This window comes from Roseateles asaccharophilus, assembly GCF_004362405.1.
Lineage (GTDB): Bacteria > Pseudomonadota > Gammaproteobacteria > Burkholderiales > Burkholderiaceae_C > Kinneretia > Kinneretia asaccharophila.
In genome coordinates this window covers 91,357-113,428 of sequence record NZ_SNXE01000002.1, presented here as the reverse complement: position 1 = coordinate 113,428, position 22,072 = coordinate 91,357, and the positions used below count along the sequence as shown (strand labels likewise).

Annotated in this window: 20 protein-coding genes and 1 tRNA gene; 1 reads left to right on the top strand and 20 read right to left on the bottom strand. The window is 66.7% G+C overall.

The annotated features are described in order from the left end of the window. Window positions 1–26: 26 nt before the first annotated feature. A complete protein-coding gene (rnr, locus tag DFR39_RS05315) occupies window positions 27–2,312 on the bottom strand; it encodes a ribonuclease R (RefSeq protein ID WP_133602515.1) in 2,286 nt (761 codons plus the stop codon). Between the two features lie 106 nt (window positions 2,313–2,418). Between rnr and DFR39_RS05310 the strand changes: the two genes are divergently transcribed. Beyond that, window positions 2,419–2,503 (top strand) — tRNA-Leu (locus DFR39_RS05310). Between the two features lie 148 nt (window positions 2,504–2,651). Here DFR39_RS05310 and DFR39_RS05305 read toward each other — a convergent pair. The 19 genes from DFR39_RS05305 to scpB all read right to left on the bottom strand — a co-directional run bounded on the left by DFR39_RS05305 (window position 2,652) and on the right by scpB (window position 21,994). Then, window positions 2,652–3,173, bottom strand: coding sequence for a phosphoribosyltransferase (locus tag DFR39_RS05305; protein WP_133602514.1), 522 nt, complete (start codon window positions 3,171–3,173; stop codon window positions 2,652–2,654). A gap of 58 nt (window positions 3,174–3,231) precedes the next feature. Further along, entirely contained in the window at window positions 3,232–4,566 is a 1,335-nt protein-coding gene (locus DFR39_RS05300) for an adenylosuccinate synthase (RefSeq protein WP_133602513.1), read from the bottom strand. Window positions 4,567–4,614: 48 nt separating this feature from the next. Beyond that, complete coding sequence (locus DFR39_RS05295) at window positions 4,615–5,778, bottom strand: ATP phosphoribosyltransferase regulatory subunit (RefSeq protein WP_133602512.1); 1,164 nt, start codon at window positions 5,776–5,778, stop codon at window positions 4,615–4,617. Window positions 5,779–5,898: 120 nt separating this feature from the next. Continuing rightward, window positions 5,899–6,087, bottom strand: coding sequence for a DUF2065 domain-containing protein (locus DFR39_RS05290; protein WP_133602511.1), 189 nt, complete (start codon window positions 6,085–6,087; stop codon window positions 5,899–5,901). Window positions 6,088–6,108: 21 nt separating this feature from the next. Beyond that, window positions 6,109–7,002 (bottom strand): protease modulator HflC, encoded by an 894-nt coding sequence (gene hflC, locus DFR39_RS05285; RefSeq protein ID WP_133602510.1) that lies wholly within the window; start codon window positions 7,000–7,002, stop codon window positions 6,109–6,111. A 24-nt stretch (window positions 7,003–7,026) separates the two neighbouring features. Next, entirely contained in the window at window positions 7,027–8,280 is a 1,254-nt protein-coding gene (gene hflK, locus DFR39_RS05280) for an FtsH protease activity modulator HflK (protein WP_409846153.1), read from the bottom strand. Then, on the bottom strand, window positions 8,267–9,427 hold the full coding sequence (hflX, locus tag DFR39_RS05275; protein WP_133602965.1) for a GTPase HflX: 1,161 nt from the start codon (window positions 9,425–9,427) through the stop codon (window positions 8,267–8,269). Before hflX ends, hflK begins: the two co-directional genes overlap by 14 nt. Window positions 9,428–9,542: 115 nt before the next feature. Continuing rightward, entirely contained in the window at window positions 9,543–9,794 is a 252-nt protein-coding gene (hfq, locus tag DFR39_RS05270; RefSeq protein ID WP_133602508.1) for an RNA chaperone Hfq, read from the bottom strand. Between the two features lie 87 nt (window positions 9,795–9,881). Beyond that, window positions 9,882–11,219, bottom strand: coding sequence for a ribosome biogenesis GTPase Der (gene der / locus DFR39_RS05265; RefSeq protein WP_133602507.1), 1,338 nt, complete (start codon window positions 11,217–11,219; stop codon window positions 9,882–9,884). A gap of 43 nt (window positions 11,220–11,262) precedes the next feature. Beyond that, on the bottom strand, window positions 11,263–12,405 hold the full coding sequence (gene bamB, locus DFR39_RS05260; protein WP_133602506.1) for an outer membrane protein assembly factor BamB: 1,143 nt from the start codon (window positions 12,403–12,405) through the stop codon (window positions 11,263–11,265). After that, window positions 12,402–13,073, bottom strand: a complete 672-nt coding sequence (locus DFR39_RS05255; RefSeq protein WP_133602505.1) for a YfgM family protein — start codon at window positions 13,071–13,073, stop codon at window positions 12,402–12,404. The genes bamB and DFR39_RS05255 overlap by 4 nt, the downstream gene beginning before the upstream one ends. Window positions 13,074–13,115: 42 nt before the next feature. After that, the gene (hisS, locus tag DFR39_RS05250; protein WP_133602504.1) at window positions 13,116–14,432 is read right to left on the bottom strand and encodes a histidine--tRNA ligase; all 1,317 of its coding nucleotides are present in this window, start codon (window positions 14,430–14,432) and stop codon (window positions 13,116–13,118) included. A gap of 5 nt (window positions 14,433–14,437) precedes the next feature. Beyond that, complete coding sequence (gene ispG, locus DFR39_RS05245) at window positions 14,438–15,712, bottom strand: flavodoxin-dependent (E)-4-hydroxy-3-methylbut-2-enyl-diphosphate synthase (protein WP_133602503.1); 1,275 nt, start codon at window positions 15,710–15,712, stop codon at window positions 14,438–14,440. Between the two features lie 23 nt (window positions 15,713–15,735). Further along, on the bottom strand, window positions 15,736–16,662 hold the full coding sequence (locus tag DFR39_RS05240) for a helix-turn-helix domain-containing protein (protein WP_246030701.1): 927 nt from the start codon (window positions 16,660–16,662) through the stop codon (window positions 15,736–15,738). 10 nt (window positions 16,663–16,672) lie between these two features. Then, window positions 16,673–17,464, bottom strand: coding sequence for a type IV pilus biogenesis/stability protein PilW (pilW, locus tag DFR39_RS05235; RefSeq protein ID WP_133602502.1), 792 nt, complete (start codon window positions 17,462–17,464; stop codon window positions 16,673–16,675). Between the two features lie 21 nt (window positions 17,465–17,485). Continuing rightward, complete coding sequence (gene rlmN / locus DFR39_RS05230) at window positions 17,486–18,610, bottom strand: dual-specificity RNA methyltransferase RlmN (RefSeq protein ID WP_133602501.1); 1,125 nt, start codon at window positions 18,608–18,610, stop codon at window positions 17,486–17,488. Between the two features lie 67 nt (window positions 18,611–18,677). Continuing rightward, entirely contained in the window at window positions 18,678–19,103 is a 426-nt protein-coding gene (gene ndk / locus DFR39_RS05225; RefSeq protein ID WP_133602500.1) for a nucleoside-diphosphate kinase, read from the bottom strand. A 102-nt stretch (window positions 19,104–19,205) separates the two neighbouring features. Then, on the bottom strand, window positions 19,206–21,209 hold the full coding sequence (locus DFR39_RS05220; RefSeq protein WP_133602499.1) for a pseudouridine synthase: 2,004 nt from the start codon (window positions 21,207–21,209) through the stop codon (window positions 19,206–19,208). Beyond that, window positions 21,206–21,994: an SMC-Scp complex subunit ScpB gene (scpB, locus tag DFR39_RS05215; RefSeq protein ID WP_133602498.1), complete on the bottom strand. Its 789-nt coding sequence runs from the start codon at window positions 21,992–21,994 to the stop codon at window positions 21,206–21,208. The genes DFR39_RS05220 and scpB overlap by 4 nt, the downstream gene beginning before the upstream one ends. Between the last annotated feature and the right edge of the window lie 78 nt (window positions 21,995–22,072).

The following is a 22,072-nucleotide window of genomic DNA, read 5'->3' as shown; positions in this document are numbered from 1 at the left end:
CCCCTCTCCCGAGGAGACTGCCGGACTCAGCGCCGCTTGCCGCGCGGCGCCTCGGTCTTGGGCCCGCCTCGCTTGCCCGCCGCCCCGAGCGCCTTGCCTTGCCCCGCCGATGGGCCGGTCTTCGACGGCCGGCTCTTGGGACTGGCAGCCTTGCGACGCCCGGCCTTGAGCTCACGATCCTGGCGCTGCACCTGAGCCAGCGCCTCTACAGCGCTCGCCGGCGGTGCAGGCCGGCTGCGCGGCGATTCACCCCCGCCCTGCTTGTCCCGCAGAGCGCGTGACAACAGGCGAGCCTCGCCACTCTCAGGCACCAGACGGAAGTCGATGCGGCGGCCATCCAGGTCCACCCGGCTGACCTGCACATGCACTCGCGCGCCCGTGGCATAACGGATGCCGGTGCGCTCGCCGCGCAATTCCTGGCGCACCTCGTCGAAACGGAAGTACTCGCCACCCAGCTCGGTGATGTGAACCAGGCCCTCGACGTAGAGCGCATCCAGCTGCACGAAGAGGCCGAAACTCGTCACCGCGCTGACAACGCCACTGAACTCCTCGCCCAGGTGCTCGCGCATATAGCGGCACTTGAGCCAGGCTTCCACATCGCGCGAGGCCTCGTCGGCCCGGCGCTCGTTGGCGCTGCAATGCGCACCCACCACCTCCCAGCGCTCGGGCTCGGTGCTGGCCTGGGCGGGGTTGATGGGCTTGGCGCGGCCGGGTCGGCGTGGCGGCTCGGGCACCTCCATCTTGGCGGCATCCAGCAGATAGCGCTTGCCGCCCAGCATGGCCTTGATGACCCGATGCACCAGCAGGTCCGGATAGCGGCGTATGGGGCTGGTGAAGTGGGTGTAGGCCGGGTAGGCCAGACCGAAGTGGCCGGAGTTAGCGCCGGTGTAGATGGCCTGCTGCATGGAGCGCAGCAGCATCTGGTGGATCTGCTGCGCATCCGGCCGGTCCTTGGTGGCCGCGGCAATGGCCTGGAACTCGCCAGGAGAGGGATCGTCGCTGATGCCCAGCCCCAGGCCCAGGGCGCGCAGATAGGCCTGCAGGGCCGCGCGCTTCTCGGGCGTGGGGCCTTCGTGCACGCGGAACAGCGAGGACTGCTTGGCCCCGGCAATGAAGTCGGCCGCGCAGACATTGGCGGCCAGCATGGCCTCCTCAATCAGGCGGTGGGCCTCGTTGCGGGTGCGCGGCACGATCTTCTCGATCTTGCCGTTGTCGTCGCAGATGATCTGGGTCTCGGTGGTTTCAAAGTCCACCGCGCCGCGCTTGGCGCGCTGTGCCAGTAGGGCACGGTAGACCTCGTGCAGATGCAGCAGATGCGGCACCAACTCGCGGCGCTTGGCGGCCTCGGGACCATGGGTATTGCCCAGCACGGCGGCCACCTCGGTATAGGTCAGGCGCGCATGCGAGCAGATCACGGCCGGGTAGAACTGGTAGGCACGGGTCTCGCCCTCGGCGTCGATCAGCATGTCGCAGACCATGGCCAGGCGGTCCTGCTCCGGGTTCAGCGAGCACAGGCCGTTGGAGAGCTTCTCCGGCAGCATGGGGATCACGCGGCGCGGGAAGTAGACCGAGGTGGCCCGCTCATAGGCATCGGCATCGAGAGGCTCGCCGGGCTTCACGTAGTGGCTCACATCGGCAATGGCCACCAGCAGACGCCAGCCGCTGAAGGCGTTCTTGCCACGGCCCTGCTTGTGGGGCTCGCAGTAGACCGCATCGTCGAAGTCGCGCGCATCCTCGCCGTCGATGGTGACCAGGGCCACATCGCGCAGATCGATGCGCTGCTTGAGGTCGGCGGCGCGCAGCTTGTCGGGCAGCTTGGCGGCCTGGGCCAGGGTCTCGGCGCTGAAGCGGTGCGGCACCTCGTACTTGCGCACCGCGATCTCGATCTCCATGCCGGGGTCGTCGATCTCGCCCAACACCTCAACCACACGCCCCACAGGCTGAGAGTACAGCGAGGGCGGCTCGGTCAGCTCCACAGCCACCACCTGGCCGGCCGTGGCATTGGCGATGCCGTTCTTGGGGATCAGGATGTCCTGACCCATGCGCTTGTCCTCGGGTGCCACCAGCCAGACACCGGACTCCAGCAGCAGGCGGCCGATGATGGGCCGCTTCTTGCGCTCGAGAATCTCCAGCACCTTGCCCTCGGGGCGGCCGCGCTTGTCGAAGCGCAGCACGCGCACACGCAGACGGTCCCCGTGCATGACCGCCTGCATCTCCTGCGCGGAGAGGTAGATGTCCAACTGCCCGTCATCGGGCGTGAGGAAACCGTGGCCGTCACGGTGCCCTTGCACCCGGCCCTCGACTTCACTCAAGACCGTCGCAGCCCCCTGGGCCGCCTCACTTGCGGATTTGAATTTTTTGATGATAGAATCCTAGCTTTCCTGAAACGCCAACGACTTTTCAAGTCTTTGGTCACTTGCCCAGGTGGCGGAATTGGTAGACGCACTAGTTTCAGGTACTAGCGGGTAACTCCGTGGAGGTTCGAGTCCTCTCCTGGGCACCAAATGCCGAAGGCCAGCACATTGTGCTGGCCTTTTTCATTTCTCCAAACGCATTGCGGGCACCTGCTGCGCCAGATACAACAAAGCCGGCTCGGCGCGAGGCTGAACCGGCTTTGCAAAAAGGCATCGCGCTAGCGGCCTGCGTCGCGATCAGACCGCGAACTTCTTGGCTAGGGCGTCGGGCCGCAGGCTGTCGTACTCCTCGAAAGGCTGGTGGATCCAGGGACTGGTCTCCAGCATCTCGACGTAGTAGTCCGGCGTGTACGTCGACACGCCCTTGGTCCAGATCACGGCCGAGCGCAGCTCGCTGATGGCAGGCATGCCGCGCAGGCGCTCCACCACGGCCTTGAGCGTCACGCCCGAATCGGCCAGGTCATCGACCAGCAGCACGCGGCCGGCCAGCTCGCCCTTGGGCATGGTGATGTACTTGGCGATGTCCAGACGGCCCTGGATGGTGCCGGCCTCGGCGCGGTAAGAGCTGGTGGACATGATGCCCAGCGGCTTGTCGAACACACGCGAGAGCACATCGCCCGGGCGCATGCCGCCGCGGGCCAGGCACAGGATCTGGTCAAACTCCCAGCCGGAGTTGTAGACCTTGAGCGCCAGGCGCTCGGTCAGCAGGTGGTACTCGTCCCAGGACACGTACAGATGCTTGCCGTCGTCGGTCAACATGGGTGGGGCTCCTCGTTGGAATAGGTGATGGGGCTCGAGCGTCTATACCTTCAGGCCCTCAGGCCTGGAAGGGATGCTTGAGCAGAATGGTGTGGTCGCGGTCGGGGCCGGTGGAGACCATGGCGATGGGCGTCCCCGCCACCTCCTGCACGCGTTCCAGATAGCGGCGGGCATTCAGGGGCAGCTTGTCCCACTCGGTGATGCCGGCCGTGGTCTCGGTCCAGCCCGGGAACGTTTCGTAGATGGGCTTGCAGGCACTGATCTCGTCGGCATCCAGCGGCAGGATGTCGATGGTCTTGCCATTGAGCTCGTAGCCCACGCACATCTGCACCTCAGCCAGGCCGTCCAGCACGTCCAGCTTGGTCATGCACAGGCCGGTGATGCCGTTGATGATGATGGAGCGCTTGAGCGCGGCGGCATCCAGCCAGCCGCAGCGGCGGGCGCGGCCGGTCACGGTGCCCTTCTCCTGGCCCACGGTGGACAGGTGGTAACCCACCGTGCCTTCCTTCTCCCACTCCAGCTCGGTCGGGAAGGGACCGGAGCCCACGCGGGTAGTGTAGGCCTTGGTGATGCCCAGCATGTAGTGCAGCATCTGCGGGCCAACACCAGCGCCGGCGGCAGCATTGCCTGCCACGCAGTTGCTGGATGTAACGTAGGGGTAGGTGCCGTGATCGATGTCCAGCAGGGTGCCCTGAGCACCCTCGAACAGGATGTTCTGGCCGGCCAGATGGGCCTTGTGCAGCATATAGCCCACGTCCGCCATCATGGGCTTGATGGCCTCAGCCAGCTTCATGGCCTGGTCGAAGATGGGCTGGAACTCCAGGGCGCCGCACTTCAGATAGCCGCACAGCGCAAAGTTGTGCAGCTCCAGCAGTTCCTTGAGCTTCTTGGCGAAGCGCTCGGGATGCTTCAGATCCTGAACGCGCAGGGCACGGCGGGCCACCTTGTCTTCATAGGCCGGGCCGATGCCCTTGCCGGTGGTGCCGATCTTGCCGTTGCCGCTGGTCTCGCGCAGGGCCTCACGCGCCTTGTCCACGGCCACATGGAAGGGCAGGATCAGCGGGCAGGACTCGGAGATGAAGAGGCGCGAGCGCACTTCCACGCCGGCCTTCTCCAGGCGCTCAATCTCGCCCAGCAGATGGGTGGGGTCCAGCACCACGCCGTTGCCGATATAGCAGGCCACGCCGTCGCGCATGATGCCCGAGGGAATCAGCTGCAGCGCGGTTTTCACGCCCTTGATCACCAGGGTGTGGCCGGCATTGTGACCGCCCTGGAAACGCACCACGCCCTGCGCGTGGGGCGTCATCCAGTCCACCACCTTGCCCTTGCCCTCGTCACCCCACTGGGTGCCGACAACCACCACATTCCGGCCGCGCGCAATTTCGCTATGCATGATGAATTTGCTCGATTCGTTAAAAGTATGTTTGGCGACGCGGCGCACTCAGAGCGCGCGCAGCACCCATTGGGACTCGATGCGAACCAGCTCGCGGTCGCAGTCGAACTCATCGCCCTCGTGCTCGTGCCCGGGCAGCACGCACACCACGGTCTCACCCTGCTCGCGCAGGCGGCGGATCGCCGCCCGCAGTCCCGCATCCTCGCCCCAGGGGGCGCGCACCGCGGCACGCAGGGGCGTGGCCGGACTCAGCTGCACCAAGGCCTTGAGGTCCAGACTGAAGCCCACGGCGGGGCGACGACGGCCGAACACCGCCCCCACCTCGTCATAGCGGCCGCCACGCAGCACGGCATCACTGGAGCCGGCGGCATAGATCGCGAAGCGCACGCCGCTGTAATAGGCATAGCCGCGCAGATCGGCCAAATCAAAACCCAGAGCCACCTCGGGGTGGACCTGCTGCAGATGGCTGGCCAGCCACTGCAGATCGTCCAGGGCCGCGGTCACCACCGCATTGCGCGGCAGGCGCTCGCGCGCCTGGGCCAGCACCTCGGTGCCACCATAAAGCCCCAGCAGGGCATGCAGGCCCGCCATCGCTTCGGCAGGCAGGCCATTGCTGGCCGCGGTGAGAGCCACCGGGTCCTTGGCCGCCAAGGCACTGACGATCGCGGCCAGCGTTTCGGCGGGAGGACGGAGCTCGCCCAGCACACCCTGCACCAGACGGGCATCGCCCAGGTCGATCGCGACATCGCTCAGACCCGCACGACGCAGCGCGTCCAGCGCCAGCTCCTGCACCTCCAGATCGGCTTCCAGCCCTGCATGACCGTAGATCTCCACGCCGAACTGCAGAGGCTCGCGGGTCGCGTGCAGGCCATCCGGTCGGGTATGCAGCACCGGGCCGCAATAGCACAGACGGGTCACGCCGGCACGGTTCAGCAGGTGTGCATCGATGCGCGCGACCTGTGGCGTGGTGTCGGCGCGCAGGCCCAGAGAGCGGCCTGAGAGCTGATCCACCAGCTTGAAAGTCTTGAGATCGAGTTCGCGGCCAGTGCCCGACAGCAGGGAGTCCAGATGCTCCAGCAGCGGCGGCATCACCAGCTCGCAACCGTAGCTGCGCGCCATGTCTAGCATGTCGCGGCGCAACTCTTCGATGCGGCGCGCCTGGGACGGCAGGACGTCAGCAATGTGCTCTGGCAGGAGCCAAGCAGAGGACATGGGCTTGAGGGGCGCAGTTAAAAACGGCATTGTACCGGGCTCGCGCAACGGCGCGCCAATGCCCGAGCGCATCGGCCGCTTAAAGCCGGTGCCCCGCCCTCTGAGCGGGCTGCGGGATGCTCAACCCCAGAGGGCAGCCAGCAAGGCCAGACCCGCCAGCAGGCTGGCCAGACCGATAAAGCGAATCTGGCCATCACTCATGGCCAGCAGGCGGCTGAAGACCTGGCGCCAGCCCTGCGGATTGAGAAAGGGCATCAGCCCTTCCACCACCAGCATCAGGGCCAGCGCCGCCAGCAGGGTGTCACCCATGGCCGGAGGCTGGGCGCCCGCTTACTTGCCGCTCTTGGCCGGAGCGGCCGGTCCGCCGCCGCGCATGGCCTTGAAGAAGTCACTGCTGGGGTCGACGACCATCACATCCGACTTGTTCCGCCACGTGGCGCGATAGGCCTCCAGCGAACGGTAGAACTGTGCGAACTGAGGATCGCGGCCGAAAGCCTCGGCATACAGGGCCGAAGCCTTGGCGTCGCCCTCACCCTTGATCTTCTGCGCATCACGATAGGCCTCGGCCACGATCACCTCCCGCTGGCGATCGGCATCGGCACGGATCTTCTCGCTCTCGGCCGAACCGGTGGAGCGAGCCTCGGCCGCCACGCGCTTGCGCTCGGATTCCATGCGGCGGTAGACCGAGTCGGTGATGTTGGCCGAGAAGTCGACGCGCTTGATACGCACGTCCACCACCTCGATACCGAACTGCTTGGCCTCGTCCTCAAGGCGCTTGCGCACATCGTTCATCACCTTGTCGCGCTCGGTGGCCAGCACCGAGGTCACGGTGCGCTTGGTCACCTCCTCATTGAAGGCCGCTTGCACGATGGGGCTCAGCCGGTTCTCGACATTGCGCATATCGGTACCGCTGTTGCGGATGAACTGGCGCGGATCGGTAACACGCCATTTAACGAGCCAGTCGATCACGAGGCTCTTCTTCTCGGCGGTGAAGATGGCACGGGACTCCGGGCTGTCCAGGGTCTGCATGCGGCGATCCAGGAACACGACGTTCTGGAACGGCGGCGGCAGCTTGAATTTCAGGCCGGGCTCGGTCACCACTTCCTTGATCTCGCCCAGGGCGTAGATCACGGCGAACTGCCGCTGGTCCACGATAAAGAGCGTGGAACTGGCCGCCATGAAGGCGATCAGAGCGCCGACAGCGATGGATGCAATGCGATTCATCTTGTAGTTCTCCTCAGCTCGCCATCAACGACCGTCGCGATCACGTCCGCGCAAACCATCGCGCGAACGCACATCCAGATTGCTGCCGGGTGCGGCGGCCGCCTCAGGCAGGGCCGCAGGCACCGGCGGACTGGCGGTCACGCTGCTGCCCGACTGCTGCAGCAGCTTGTCCAGCGGCAGATAAAGCAGATTGGAACCGCTGCGGCTCTCGACCATGACCTTGCTGACATTGCTGTAGACCTGCTGCATGGTCTCGATATAGAGGCGGTCGCGCGTGACGCCCGGCGCCTTCTGGTACTCGGCCAGCACGCTCTTGAAGCGCTGCGCATCACCCTCGGCCTGCGCCACTACGCGGGACTTGTAGCCCTCGGCCTCCTCACGCAGGCGCGCGGACGTGCCCTGCGCCTTGGGGATCACCTCGTTGGCATAGGCCTGACCCTCGTTCTTGAGTCGCTCCCGGTCGGCGCCCGCCTTGAACGCGTCGTCAAACGCCGCCTGCACCTGTTCCGGTGCCTGCACGTTCTGCACATTGACATTGGCAATGACGATGCCAGCCTTCAGGCGGTCCAACTGCACCTGCACCGACTTCACCAGATCGGCAGCGATGGCATCGCGCTGCTCATACAGCACCGAGTCCATCTTGCTCTTGCCCACGATCTCGCGCACGGCCGACTCGGCAGCCTGGATCACGGCCTCGTCGGGACTGCGGTTCTCGAAGAGGTACTCCCGCGCATCCTTGAGCCGGTACTGCACCGTGAAACGGATGTCCACGATGTTCTCATCCAGCGTGAGCATGGAAGAGTCTCGCAGGCCCGTGGCAGCGACGACCGAGTTGCGCCCCACTTCCACCGAGCGCAGCTGAGTGAAGGGAACGATTTCATTGGCCTGGAAGGGATACGGCAGGCGCCACTGGAAGCCGGCATCCACGGTCTTGCTGTACTTGCCGAAGGAGGTCACCACGGCTTGGTGGCCTTCCTGCACGATGTAGAAGCCGCTTCCCAGCCAGCCCAGCACCACGACGCCGGCGATCAGGCCGGCGCCGATGCCGGCGCTCTTCATATCGGGCTGAAAATTATTGTTCCCCCCGCCGTTGTGGCCATTGCCACCCTGCGGAGGCTGACCGCCACCATCCTTGCCACCAAACAGGCCGGAGAGCTTGCGGTTGAAATCGCGCCAGAGCTCGTCCAGATCGGGCGGACCGTCGTTGCGGCCATTGCTCATTAGCAGGCGGCCGGCCAGACGTCGCCAGGGCCGTGCAGCGGACTCAGTGTTGTTCATGCTCATGCCTGTCATTCAAGTTGTGGGCAAATGGGGCCGACTCCAGATCGTTCAAGCCATGGGCCTGCATCGCCTGGACAATCTGTTCACGCAAAAGATCCAGGCCCTCCCCCGTGAGGGCACTGACAAAGACGCGCGGAACCCGCGGACCTGCTCCGGGGCGCTCCAAGCTGTCCACCAAGCCGCGCGGACGCTGACTGTCTTCCAGTGCGTCCAGCTTGTTGTAGACCAGGATCTGGGGAATGCCGGCGGCGCCGATCTCCTCCAGCACCCGCTCCACCTCGATCATCTGTTCGTCCAGCACCGGGCTGGCCGCATCCACCACATGCAGCAGCAGATCGGCCTCGGCCGCCTCCTGCAAGGTGGCGCGAAAGGCCTCCACCAGCTTGTGCGGCAGATCGCGGATGAAACCCACGGTGTCGGACAGGGAGATGCTGGTGCCCGCCGCCTCCAGATACATGGAACGGGTGGTGGTATCCAGGGTGGCGAAGAGCTGGTTGGCCGCGTAACTGCGGGCCTTCACCAAGGCATTGAAGAGCGTGGACTTGCCGGCATTGGTGTAGCCCACCAGGGAGACCTTGAAGACCTCGTTGCGCTCGCGCGCGCGGCGCTGGGTGCCGCGCTGACGCTGCACCTTCTTCAGCCGCTCCTTGGTAGCCTTGATGCGCTCGTCGATCATGCGGCGGTCCAGCTCGATCTGGGCTTCGCCGGGGCCGCCACGCATGCCGATACCGCCGCTCTGACGCTCCAGATGGCTCCAGCGCCGCACTAGGCGCGTGGCGAGATACTGCAGCCGCGCCAGCTCCACCTGCAGCTTGCCCTCATGGCTCTTGGCGCGTGCGGCAAAGATCTCGAGGATGAGCGCGGTGCGGTCGGCCACGGGCACCCCCAGCACGCGCTCAAGATTGCGCTGCTGAGCCGGGGAGATGGCCTGGTCGAAAAGCACAGTGTGGGCCTGGTGCGCCTGCACCAGCAGCTTGATCTCGTCGGCCTTGCCCGAGCCGACGAACAGAGCGGCATCGGGGGCCTGGCGGCGCGCGATCACGCGGGCCACCGGCGTGTCGCCGGCAGACTCGGCCAACAAGGCCAATTCATCGAGCGTGCGGTCGAAATGGCCGCTGCGGCCGATCTCGACACCGACAAGAATGGCGCGCGCCGCCGAGTCTGGCGACGTCGCGGACGTCTTAGAGAGGTGGGAGGAGGTAGAACTCAAGGGTTCAGAGGGGGCCCATAGCCCCCATGGCGCTGACGCTGACGCGGGTTCAGGCGCTGTCGCCGCCGCTATTACCGTCAGCCGGATGGAAGTTCACGGCGCGACCAGGCACCACCGTCGAGATGGCGTGCTTGTAGACCATCTGGGTCACGGTATTGCGCAACAAGACGACGTACTGATCGAAGGACTCGATATGCCCTTGCAGCTTGATGCCATTGACCAGGTAGATCGACACCGGCACATGCTCCTTGCGCAGCAGGTTCAGGAAAGGGTCTTGCAGGAGTTGTCCTTTGTTGCTCACGATATGCTCCGTGTTAGAGAGAGGGCTTGGGTAAAAGGTTGGAAGGCTTGCACCTTAACACAGGGAAAGCCCCGATGACGGCAGCGCTCAGGCGTCCTTGTCCGCGAAGGGATTCTTGGCGGAGCGCAATTCGATACGCAACGGTGTCCCCACCAGCTTGTAGTGGGCGCGGATGCGTCCCTCCAGATAGCGCTTGTAGACATCGGTGACGCCGTCCAGCGCCGTGCCGTGGATGACCACGATGGGCGGATTCATGCCGCCCTGGTGGGCATAGCGCAGCTTGGGTCGCGACAGCCCGTGCTTCTTAGGCTGCTGGTGGTCCACCGCTTCCTGGATCAGTCGAGTGAGCACCGGTGTGGTCATCTTCTTGAAGGCGGATGCATAGGCATCGGCCATGGCATTCCACAGAGGACCCAGGCCCTGGCGCTTGAGCGCCGAGATGCGGTGCAGGGGCGCGAACTTCAGGAAGGCCAGACGGTGCTCGATGGAGCGTTCCAGCTGCTCGCGCTGATAGCTGTCGATCGCGTCCCATTTGTTGATGGCCACCACCACGGCGCGGCCGCTGTCCAGCACATAGCCGGCAATGTGGGCATCCTGGTCGGACACGCCCTGGGTCGCGTCGATCAGCAGCAGCACCACATGGGCGTCGGCAATCGCTTGCAGAGTCTTGACCACCGAGAACTTCTCGATCGCCTCGAAGACCTTGCCCTTGCGGCGCAGGCCAGCGGTGTCGATGAGCTTGAACTTCTGGCCATGGCGTTCGAAGTCCACGCTGATGGCATCGCGCGTGGTGCCCGGCATGTCGAAGGCCACCAGGCGCTCCTCACCCAGCCAGGTATTGATCAGGGTGCTCTTGCCCACATTGGGGCGGCCCGCCACCGCGATGCGGATCACGCCCTCCTCTTCCGGCGGCGGCTCCTCGTCGCTTTCCGGGCCGAAGGGCTCCAGCACCGCCTCCAGCAGGCTGCGGATACCCTGGCCATGTGCGGCCGAGATGGGGTGGGGCTCGCCCATGCCCAGCTCATGGAACTCGGCCAGCAGGGGCGAGTCGCTCATGCCCTCGGCCTTGTTGACCGCCAGGAAGGTGCGCTTGTTGGCCTGGCGCAGATAGCGCGCGATGTCCTGATCCTGGCCCGAAAGCCCGGTGCGCACATCGACGACGAAGACGACCGCATCCGCCTCGGCCACGGCCTGGCGGGTCTGCTTGGCCATCTCCTTGACGATGCCGGTGCTGCTGTCGGGCTCGAAGCCACCGGTATCGATGACGATGAACTCGCGGTTGCCCAGGCGGCCATCACCGTAGTGGCGGTCGCGGGTCAGGCCAGCAAAATCCGCCACGATCGCATCGCGGCTCTTGGTCATCCGATTGAAAAGCGTGGATTTGCCGACGTTGGGGCGGCCGACCAGGGCGATGACGGGTTTCATGGCGAGATCTTATTGTTCTTGTCGTTGAAGGACAGAAAAGGGGTCAGTCGGTGCGCAGCGCGAAGAGGCCGCCGTTGCGGGTGGCCACCAGCACCACGCCGTCCAGCTGCACCGGTGCGGCCGCCACAGGCGAGCCGTCGGTGGGCAGACGGGCCAGGGTCTTGCCGCTGTCGGCAGCGAGCAGATGCACATAACCCTCCAGGTCGCCGACCAGCAGGCCACGGGCCGTGGCCAGGGGCGCACTGAGGCGACGGTTGGTCAGCTGCTCGGCACTCCAGACGATATCGCCATTGGCGATCTTCCAAGCCGTGATCCGGTCCGACGCGTCAACACCGTAGACCTGCCGCACATCGGCGGCAACGCCGCGGGTGCCGCCGGTATTGCGACTCCACTGGGCGGCGCCACGCTCGGCGTTGACGCAGCCCACGGCAGACTGGAAGGCGCGGGCGCACAGGGTGTCACCCACGCGGGCCAGCGGGCCGACCAGATCGGCCAGGCGCTCCACCTCGTTGGTGCCGCGGGGCGTGGCCACATTGGCTTCCCAGCGCAGGGTGCCGCGCAAAGGGTCCACGCCGGCCAGACGCGCACCCTGCCCCACCACCAGCGTGTCCTTGTAGGCCGCGATCACGCCGGGCTGCGACAGCGTCAAGGGATCACCCGGGCGGCGCAGATCCCACAAACGGCGACCATCGGCGGCGTCGAAGGCCTGCACCTGACGGTCCACGGTCAGCACGAAGACGCGCTCACCGGCCACCAGCGGAGCCGTGCTCACGGTGGAGTTCAGGGCCTTGCGCCACAGGGGCTTGCCCGCGTCCAGCACGACCAGTTCGTTGTTGCGCGTCACCACCGCCGCGAAACGGCCATCACTGCCCACGCCGGCGGCCAGCTTGGCGCCCACCTCACCGCGCCACAGCAGGGCGCCGGTATCGGCCGCCAGGGCCTGCACGGCGCCATCGCTGCCTGCCACCACAAAGCTGCGCGAAGCCGTTGCCGCCACCGACAAGGGGAATTGCACGCCGTCCACGCGCGCCTGCCAGACCTGGCGCAGGCCCGCACTACTGACCTGGGCCTCCAGAGCAGCCGGCTTGGGCCCACTGCTGGAATTGAACAGGGAGCAGCCGCTCAGCACCGCCAGCACGAGCGCGGCGGCAGCAGGCCGCAACAGGGTGTTCAGACGCGCCTTCATCGTGCGACTCCCGATGCGGCATCCTCAGGGGCCGCAACGCCCAGGGTGGCAAGCTTGGCCTCGACCAGGCGCCGATAGTCCAAGCCCTTGTCCAGGCCCTTGTAAGCCTTGAGGAATTCAGCCTTGGCTGCATCCGGCTTGCCCTGCAGCAGGGCCAGATCACCACGGCGATCAGCGACCAGGGCCGCAAAGTCGGCACCCTTGACCCCGTCCAGGGTCTTGGCGGCCTCGTCGTACTGCTTGGCATCCATCTGCAGGGCCGCCAGACGCAAACGAGCGATGTCCCGGTATTCGGCTTCGCTGGCCTTTTCCACCGCCCAGCTCAAGGCAGCACGTGCCGGCTCCGACTGCCCCTTGTCCTGCTGCAGCTTGGCCGTCAGCAGGGCGCCCTGGGCCGCGTAGCTGGTCCCGGGATGACGTTCCTTCAGGTCGCTGAAGGCACGGCCGACCTTGTCGACATCACCGGCCTGGGCGGCGCGATCAAGCTCCTCGAACATCGCGCCAGCCTTGACGGCCTGCTCGCGCTGCCACCAGTTCCAGCCATTCCAGCCCGCGAATGCCAGCAGGCCCAGGGTGATGACGGTGGTGATGAGATTGCCGTAGCTTTTCCAGAAGGCCTTCAGCTGGTCCAGCTGTTCCTGTTCTTCGAGATCGAGATGAGACGCCATTGCGGAACTGTTCGATTGAGGGGCTGAAGAGAAGATGCGCGATTATGCGTTGCGCGGCAGCAGCTCGGCCGCCCATTCGGACACCAGGGCCAGGCTGCGGCTGATCTGGGAGGCGCTGGCGTCGCGCAGCGGCTTGATGGCCACCTCGCCGCGCGCCAGCTCGTCCTCACCAAAGACCAGGGCATAGGCGGCGCCGCTGGCGTCGGCCTTCTTGAACTGCGACTTCATGCTGGACTGGCCTGGGTGCAGCACCACGCTCACGCCGGCGGCGCGCAGGGCTTCGAGCGCCACCATGACCTGGGGCAGACCCTGGGCCGAGGGCACGACCGCATAGGCGTCAGGCACCGGTGCGGCCGGGGCCACACCCACCTCTTCCAGCAGCAGCAGCATGCGCTCCATGCCCATGCCAAAGCCCACGGCCGGCGTGGGCTTGCCGCCCAGCTGCTCGATCAGACCGTCGTAGCGACCGCCGCCACAGACCGTGCCCTGCGAGCCGAGCTTGTCGGTCACCCACTCGAACACGGTGAGGTTGTAGTAGTCCAGGCCACGCACCAGGCGCGGATTGATGGTGTAGGCGATGCCGGCCGCATCCAGGATGGCACGCACGCCGTTGAAGTGCGCGAGAGACGCCTCGCCCAGAAAGTCCAGCAGCTTCGGCGCCGCATTGGCCATGTCCTGCAGGGCCGGGTTCTTGGTGTCCAGCACACGCAGGGGGTTGCTGTACATGCGGCGCTGGCTGTCCTCGTCCAGCAGGTCCTTGTGCGCCTCCAGATGGGCGATCAGAGCCTCGCGGTGGGCGCGGCGCTCCTCGGGCGCGCCCAGGCAGTTCAGCTCCAGGCGCACATGCTCGCCGTCCTTCAGGCCCAGCTCGCGCAGCAGACGGCTGCCCAGCAGGATGACCTCGGCGTCCACGTCCGGGCCGTTGAAGCCCAGGGCCTCCACGCCCATCTGGTGGAACTGGCGGTAGCGGCCCTTCTGCGGCTTCTCGCGGCGGAACATGGGGCCGAAGTAATAGAGGCGGCGGCCCGAGTCGCGCAGAAAGCTGTGCTCGATCATGGCGCGCACCACGCCCGCGGTCATCTCGGGACGCAGGGCCAGATGCTCGGCCTGGCCGTGCTTGTCGGCGCGGTCCTCGAAGGCGTACATCTCCTTCTCGACGATGTCGGTGACCTCGCCGATGCCGCGCACGAACAGGGCCGTGGGCTCGACGATGGGCGTGCGCACATTCTGGTAGCCGTAGCGCTGCAACACGCTGCGCATCTTGCCCTCCAACCACTCCCAGCGCGCCGAGTCCGGCGGCAGGATGTCGTTCATGCCCTTCACAGCCTGCAGGGGCTGCACCTTCTTCTGCTCAGTCATGGGGTTCAGGCGGCGGCGCCGAAGCGCTTCTCGATGTAGTTCTCGACCAGGGCGTGGAATTCGGCGGCAATGTTGTCGCCACGCAGGGTCAGGGCCTTCTGGCCGTCAATGAAGACGGGGGCGGCCGGCGCCTCGCCGGTGCCGGGCAGGCTGATGCCGATATCGGCATGCTTGCTCTCGCCCGGGCCGTTCACGATGCAACCCATCACGGCCACCTTCATGGTCTCCACGCCGGGATACTTGCTGCGCCAGACCGGCATCTGCGCGCGCAGGAAGTCGTCGATCTGCTTGGCCAGCTCCTGGAAGGTGGTGCTGGTGGTGCGGCCGCAGCCGGGACAGGCGGTCACGCTGGGATTGAAGGCACGCAGGCCCAGGGACTGCAGAATCTCCAGCGCAACGGCCACCTCCTGGGTGCGCGCCTCGCCGGGCTGGGGCGTGAGCGAGACACGGATGGTGTCGCCAATGCCTTCCTGCAGCAGGATGGACAGGGCCGTGGCCGAGGCCACCGTGCCCTTGGTGCCCATGCCGGCCTCGGTCAGACCCAGGTGCAGGGCGTAGTCGCAGCGCTGGGCCAGGGCGCGGTAGACCGAGATCAGGTCCTGCACGCCGCTGACCTTGCAGCTGATGATGATGTTGTCCGGGTTCATGCCCAGCTCGCGGGCGTACTCGGCCGAGCTCAGCGCCGACTGGACCAGGGCCTGATACATGACCTGCTGCGCGTCCCAGGGCTGGGCCCGCTTGGCGTTCTCGTCCATCATGGACGCGAGCAGCTCCTGATCCAGGCTGCCCCAGTTCACACCGATGCGCACGACCTTGTCGTACTGCATCGCCGCTTCAACCATCATGGCGAACTGGCGGTCCTTCTTGTCGCCCTTGCCCACATTGCCGGGGTTGATGCGGTACTTGGACAGGGCCTGGGCCATGGCCGGGTACTCGGTGAGCAGGCGATGGCCGTTGTAGTGGAAGTCGCCCACCAGAGGCACATCGATGCCCATGCGATCGAGCTGCTCACGCAGATGCGGCACCGCCTCGGCGGCCTCGGGCGTGTTGACCGTGATGCGCACCATCTCGGAACCCGCGACGGCCAACTCCTTGACCTGGATGGCCGTCTCGATGACATCCACCGTGTCCGTGTTGGTCATGGACTGCACGCGAACAGGCGCATCACCCCCGATGGTGACGACGCGCGAGCCCCAGCGAACGGTGGCCTGACGGCTACGTCGAGGCGCGGGACGGGCGGCCGCGATGGCCTCGGCAATGCTGCTTTCGGTATCGATCATGATGGGTACTTCGGAAATGATGCCTACTTGAGTTCCATGCGCAGGACGTTGTCGCGGGCTTGAGCCGAGAGGTCAACCGGACTGCCACGCAGCACGATATCGGTGCCCGCCACATTGCCCACGCGCAGGCGCAGCGGCGGCTGCACATTCAACGCGGCCTGCTCACCGCCACGCAGCAGCCGGGAGAACAAGACCTGCCCCTGCGCATCGCTGACCTCGACCCAGGAGTCCTCGCGGGCCTTGATCTGCATCGGCACCTGCCCCGGCAGGGGCGCACTGGCCGTCGGAGCGGGCACGGCGGCGGACACCGCTGCCGCCGCAGACGCGGCCGTCGTGGGAGCGGGCGACACATTGGCCGCCGGCACGGGTGCCTGCGACTGCAAGGACGCATCAGCGCTGGCCGCGGGGGCCGGGGATGAAGTCGGCGATGCAGTCGGGAAAGCCTGCGGCTCGACCATCGACTTGGGCGACTCGATCTCGCTGGCCGCCGGGGGCTGCAGCCACTCATTGGGCAAGAGGTAAACCGCCAGGGCCCCAGCCAGCAAAAGACCTGGGCCCCAGATCATGGGTCGCTTGAGCCATTCGAGGGAAGGACTGCCGTCCCCCGCCATGCGCTCACGAAAAGGCGTGTTCAGCCCCTTGCTGACGCGATCCAGCCCGGGTTCGCTGCCACGCGGCAGCAATTCAAGCACCGGTGCCGCATCCAGCTGCAGGGCACGGCACATGGCCTTGGCCAGAGCCCGGGTAAAGGTGGCGTCCGGCAGATCCTGATGGCGGTCGGCCTCCATGGCCTCAAGCTTGGCTTGCGGTACCTTGAGTCGAGCGGCCAGCGTGGCGATGCTCAAACCCTGTGCCTGACGGGCGGCACGCAGCCGCCCCCCCGCCGTCTGCGACGGCTGCATCGCATCCGGCGCCACTTGGCCGGGCGCCTCGCTGACGATCGTGGACATGCGTTCCCCCTCACTCATCGAATCGACCGCTGTTCAATGCCTGCGTCTCGGGCGCTTGCGGAAAGCGCCTGCGCAGTTGTTGGCCGTATTCGCCCACCGAAATGGTGTTTCCCAAGCGCCGCTCGATGCGCAGGGCCAGCCACAGGCTCTGCGCATTCACCTGCTCGGGCTGCTCATTCACTCGCTTGACATAGAAGCGCGCGCGCTCATGCTGACCATTGCGATACAGCACATCGGCCAGATTCATCGCGATGGCCGGATTGGACGGATCCTGCTCGAAGGCGCGCGCCAGGGTGCGCTCGGCCGCCCCCAGCCGTCCCGCCGTGGCTTCGCAGACGCCCTGGGCCAACAAGGTTCGCGCCACGCCACGGTACTGCGGCTGGGCCAGTGCGCGCTCAAACTGCAGGCCTGCGTCCGGGAAGCGCCCTTGCTGGCAGAGGAACCAGCCGTAGTTGTGAAGCGTATCGGGATCGCTCGGCTTCAGCGCCAGCGCGCGACGGAAGCTCTCCTCCGCCAGCGTCATTTCCCCCATGGCCGCGTAGACCAGCCCACGCAGACCCAGCGCCTCGACCATGTCAGGCTTCACCATCAGGGCCTGTTTGAGCTCGTCCAGGGCGGTCGGCAACTGCCCACGGGCGAAATAGCCGTAGGCCAGCTCGACGCGAACGGCGGCGCGACGATCCAAATCGGTTTGATCAGAAGCCGTGCGCGGCTCGGTCGAGCCGGTATTGGTGCCAGCGCAGCCTAGCAAGCCCAGCGCCAGGGCCAGTGCAAGCGGAATCTGCAGGAGTCTTGTCTTCATGAGCGCCCATTCATCAGTGCATCACTGCGGATTGCGCCCCCCGAGACCATGAACCACCACCGGCGCCCGCACCATGCGCTGTTCAACACGGGTACGGTCCTGCACTTCGCCGGCCAGTTGGCCGCAGGCGGCATCGATGTCATCGCCACGGGTCTTGCGCACCGTGGTGACGATACCGGACTTGATCAACACCTCGGCAAAGGCCTGCACGCGCGCGTTCGAGCTGCGCTTCAGACCCGAGGCCGGGAAGGGGTTGAAGGGAATCAGGTTGAGCTTGCACGATACCTTGCCGCGCAGCAGCTTGACCAGCTGTTCGGCTTGCTCCGGCGTGTCGTTGACGCCGTCCAGCATGCAGTACTCGAAGGTGATGAAGTCGCGCGGCGCCTTCTCGAGATAGCGATTGCAGGCCTCCAGCAGCTCGGCAATCGGGTACTTCTTATTCAGCGGCACCAGCTGGTCGCGCAGCGGGTCGGTGGGCGCGTGCAGGGACACGGCCAGGGCCACCGGCACGTCCTCGCGCAGGCGGTCGATCATGGGCACCACGCCCGAGGTCGAGACCGTCACGCGGCGGCGCGAGAGGCCATAGCCATGGTCGTCCAGCATCATGCGCAGGGCCGGGACCAGGGCGCTGTAGTTTTGCAGGGGCTCGCCCATGCCCATCATCACCACATTGGTGATCACGCGCTCACTGCTCTTGAAGCGCTGGCGCAGGCTGTGCTCGGCATACCAGAGCTGGGCGATGATCTCGGCCGTGTCCAGATTGCGGCTGAAGCCCTGGTGGCCGGTGGAGCAGAAACGGCAGCCCACCGCGCAGCCGGCCTGGCTGGACACGCACAGGGTGCCGCGGTCGTCTTCGGGGATGAAGACCGATTCGACGGCATTGCCGCCGCCCACGTCGAACAGCCACTTGATCGTGCCGTCGGCGGAGACATGTTCGGAGATCACGGGCAGGGCCGTGATATGCGCCTTGCCGCGCAGCTTTTCGCGCAGCGACTTGGCCAGGTCGCTCATCTGCTCGAAGTCAGAGGCGCCCTTTTGATGAATCCAGCGGAACAGCTGGGTGGCGCGGAAGCGCTTTTCCCCCAGCTGCTCGCAGAACGCAGCCAGTCCTTCCAGATCGAATCCAAGCAGGTTGACCGCGTTCATGGGTGTTGCTTCTCGCTGTGTTGCTCAGGCCTCCAGGCCTGAGCAGCGCAAGAGGCTTGGTGCCGAATTAACGGCTGTAGACATTCATGCCGGGGAAGAAGAACGCCACTTCCTGGGCGGCGGTCTCGGGAGCGTCCGAGCCGTGCACGGCGTTGGCGTCGATGCTGTCGGCGAAGTCGGCGCGGATGGTGCCCTTCTCGGCCTTCTTGGGGTCGGTGGCGCCCATCAGGTCGCGGTTCTTCAGGATGGCGCCTTCGCCTTCCAGCACCTGGATCATCACCGGGCCGGAGATCATGAAGTTCACCAGGTCGTTGAAGAAGGGACGCGCCTTGTGCACGGCGTAGAAAGCCTCGGCCTCGCCGCGCGACAGGTGAGCCATCTTGGCTGCGATGACCTTCAGGCCGGCGCCTTCGAAGCGGCTGTAGATCTGGCCGATCACGTTCTTGGCGACGGCATCGGGCTTGATGATGGAAAGGGTGCGTTCGATCGCCATGTTTTTCTCCTGAAATCTGGGGCTTGGCAAAACCCGGGATTGTACTGTGTGACTGTGTAAATTCGATCCGGGCCCGCTCAAGGGCCCGGCGCGAGCACGCGCTTAGCGGCGACCGCGACCGCCGCCGCCGCCGCGGTTGCCACCGCCGCCGCGATTGCCACCACCACCGCCGCCGCCACGACCGCCGCGGCGGGTGAAGGCGTCGGCGCCGATATAGCCCACCGAGGTCTGCATGGGATCGGGCTCACGCGGACCGTTGCCACCACCACCCTTGCCGCCGCGACCACCCCGACCCGGCGCACCGGTGCCCTGGGCACCACTGCCACCCGCGCCAAAGCCGGCCGGGAAGCCGCGCTTGCCACTGGAAGCAAAGCGGCGGTCAAAGGTCTGCTCCAGCGGATTGACGTTGTGGGGGATGAAATCGTCATCCTCGTAGTCACTGTCGCGCGAGCGCTCCTGGCGCTCATGGCTGCGATCCTGGCCACGTTCGACCTGCTGACGCGGCTGGGGCGGCGCCTCCGGACGGCTGGGACGCGGCCCCTTGCCGCCACGGTTGCGCTTGCCACGCTGCTGGGCCTGCTCGTCGCGCGCCTGCTGCTGGCGCTCGCCGCGAGCCTGCTGCGGACCACCGGCCAGGCGGCGGATGATGCGCACATCGTCCTCGCCCAGCTCCACCCAGACGCCGCGCTTGAGACCGCGCGGCAGCACCACGGTGCCGTAGCGGATACGGATCAGGCGGCTCACCACCAGACCCACGGCCTCGAAGAGCTTGCGCACTTCGCGATTGCGGCCTTCGGTGATGACCACGCGATACCAGCGGTTGGCGCCTTCGCCACCACCGTCCACGATGCTCTTGAAGCCCGCGGACTGGCCCTCGATCTGCACACCTTCCAGCAGGCGGGCGCGCTGGTCTTCATTGAGCGAACCCAGCACGCGCACCGCGTACTCGCGCTCCACGCCGAAGCGCGGGTGCATCAGCTGATTGGCCAGCTCACCCGAGTTGGTGAAAAGCAGCAGGCCTTCGGTGTTCAGGTCCAGACGGCCGACCGACTGCCACTTGCCCTGGTGCAGTCTGGGCAGGCTGCGGAACACGGTGGGGCGCCCCTCCGGGTCGTTGAAGGTCACGACCTCGCCGGTGGGCTTGTGATAGGCCAGGATGCGGGGCGCCGGCGGCGAGATGCGCACGCGGATCTGCTTGCCGTTGACGGCCACGCGGTCACCGAAGGAGATGCGCTGGCCGATATGGGCCACCTCGCCATTCACCTCGATCTTGCCCTCGGCAATCATGTCCTCGATATCGCGGCGCGAGCCGACGCCGGCCTGGGCCAGCACCTTCTGCAGCTTGGGCGCATCGGGCTCGGGGGCCAGCACGCGCTTGCTCTCGGCCTCGGCGGCGGGCTCGCTGGCGGCGGCCTCTTCGGCTTCGCTGCCGTCGAACTCGCCGGCCAGCACCTGGGCGAAACGCTCGCCCACGGCGGCCAGCAGCTCCTCGGGCGCGGACTCGGCGCGACGCGGGGCGCCGGCCTCCTGGCCTTCGCCACCCTCGCGAGCGTCCATCACCTCGCCTTCGCCAGCCTCGGCGCCCTCCCCGCCCTCACCACGGCGACGGCCGCGACGGCGGTTGCGGCCACGGCGACCTTCGCGATCACCGCCCTCCCCATCCGAAGCCTCGCCACCCTCGCCGCCGGCTGCCGCCGACGGTGCGGCCTGTGCGGCCTCGGAGGCCGGCGCGGCCGGCGCCTCCACGGCCACCACAGCAGCCGCTTCGGCTGCTGCCTCGGCAACGGCCGCGCTCTTGCGCGGGCTGCGTCGCTTGGGCGCGGGGGCGGCGTCCGCCGTTGCCGGCTCGGCAGACTCTGCTGGCGCCAGCGCCAACTCGGCCTGAGCCTCGCCGCTCGCCTCTGCAACCTTCTTGGCCGCAGTCTTGCGCGGCGCGCGCGGCTTCACCGGCTTGGCGGCCTCATCCGCTGCCGCCGGGGCCGAGGCCTCGGGTGCAGCAGCCTCGGCCGGCGCGGCCGCACGGGGGCTGCGGCGGCGCTTGGGCGCCGCCGCAGCGGCATCAGCCTCGGGGGCCGGCGGGTTCATCTCGTTGTCGTTGGAATTCATGCGTCGGCTTGCACCTTCTCGCTAGCGTCGGATGCGGGGTCGGCACCGGGTTCACCGGTCGGAAACACCGCAGCGGATGCGCCCGCAGGAGAACTCTCGGGCGCCGGGTTGGGGGTTGGGGGTTCTTGGGGAGAGGTCGGCGCGTCGACGCCTGCCTCGATGGGAGTGGGTTCGGCCGCCAGATCCAGGGCGGTATCCGTGGGGTCGGCCGGTGGGTCTTGCGACTCCTGGGCCTCGCGGCCCAGCAGCTCGCCCAGAGCGGTCGGCGTCTCGCCGCCGGCCTCTAGGGCCGGCAGCTGTTCAAGACTCGCCAGGCCCAGATCATCCAGGAACTGGCGCGTGGTGGCATAGAGCGCCGGGCGGCCGGGGGCTTCGCGGTGACCGATCACCTCGATCCAGCCGCGCTCCTCCAGCTGCTTGACGATCTGGCTGGTCACGACCACGCCGCGGATGTCCTCGATATCGCCCCGGGTCACCGGCTGACGGTAGGCAATGATGGCCAGGGTTTCCATCACGGCCCGCGAGTAACGCTGCGGTTTCTCGGGATGCAGCCGATCCAGGAATTCACGCAGCTCGGGGCGGCTCTGGAAGCGCCAACCCGAGGACACCGCCACCAGCTCCACACCGCGATGCTCCCAGTCGCGGCTGAGCTCGTCGAGCAGCGCACGCAGGGTGTCCGCACCGACCTCATCGGCGAACAGGGTCCGCAGCTCCCGCAGCGTGAGCGGCTGCTGGGCGCAGATCAGCGCGGTCTCGAGGACGCGCTTTGCATCCTGGGTGTTCATGGACTTCTGTCAGCGGGCCGCCATACGGGCAGCGGGTCATTGATCGGGCTTCGGGCTCGGGAGCATCTCGGGGCTCAA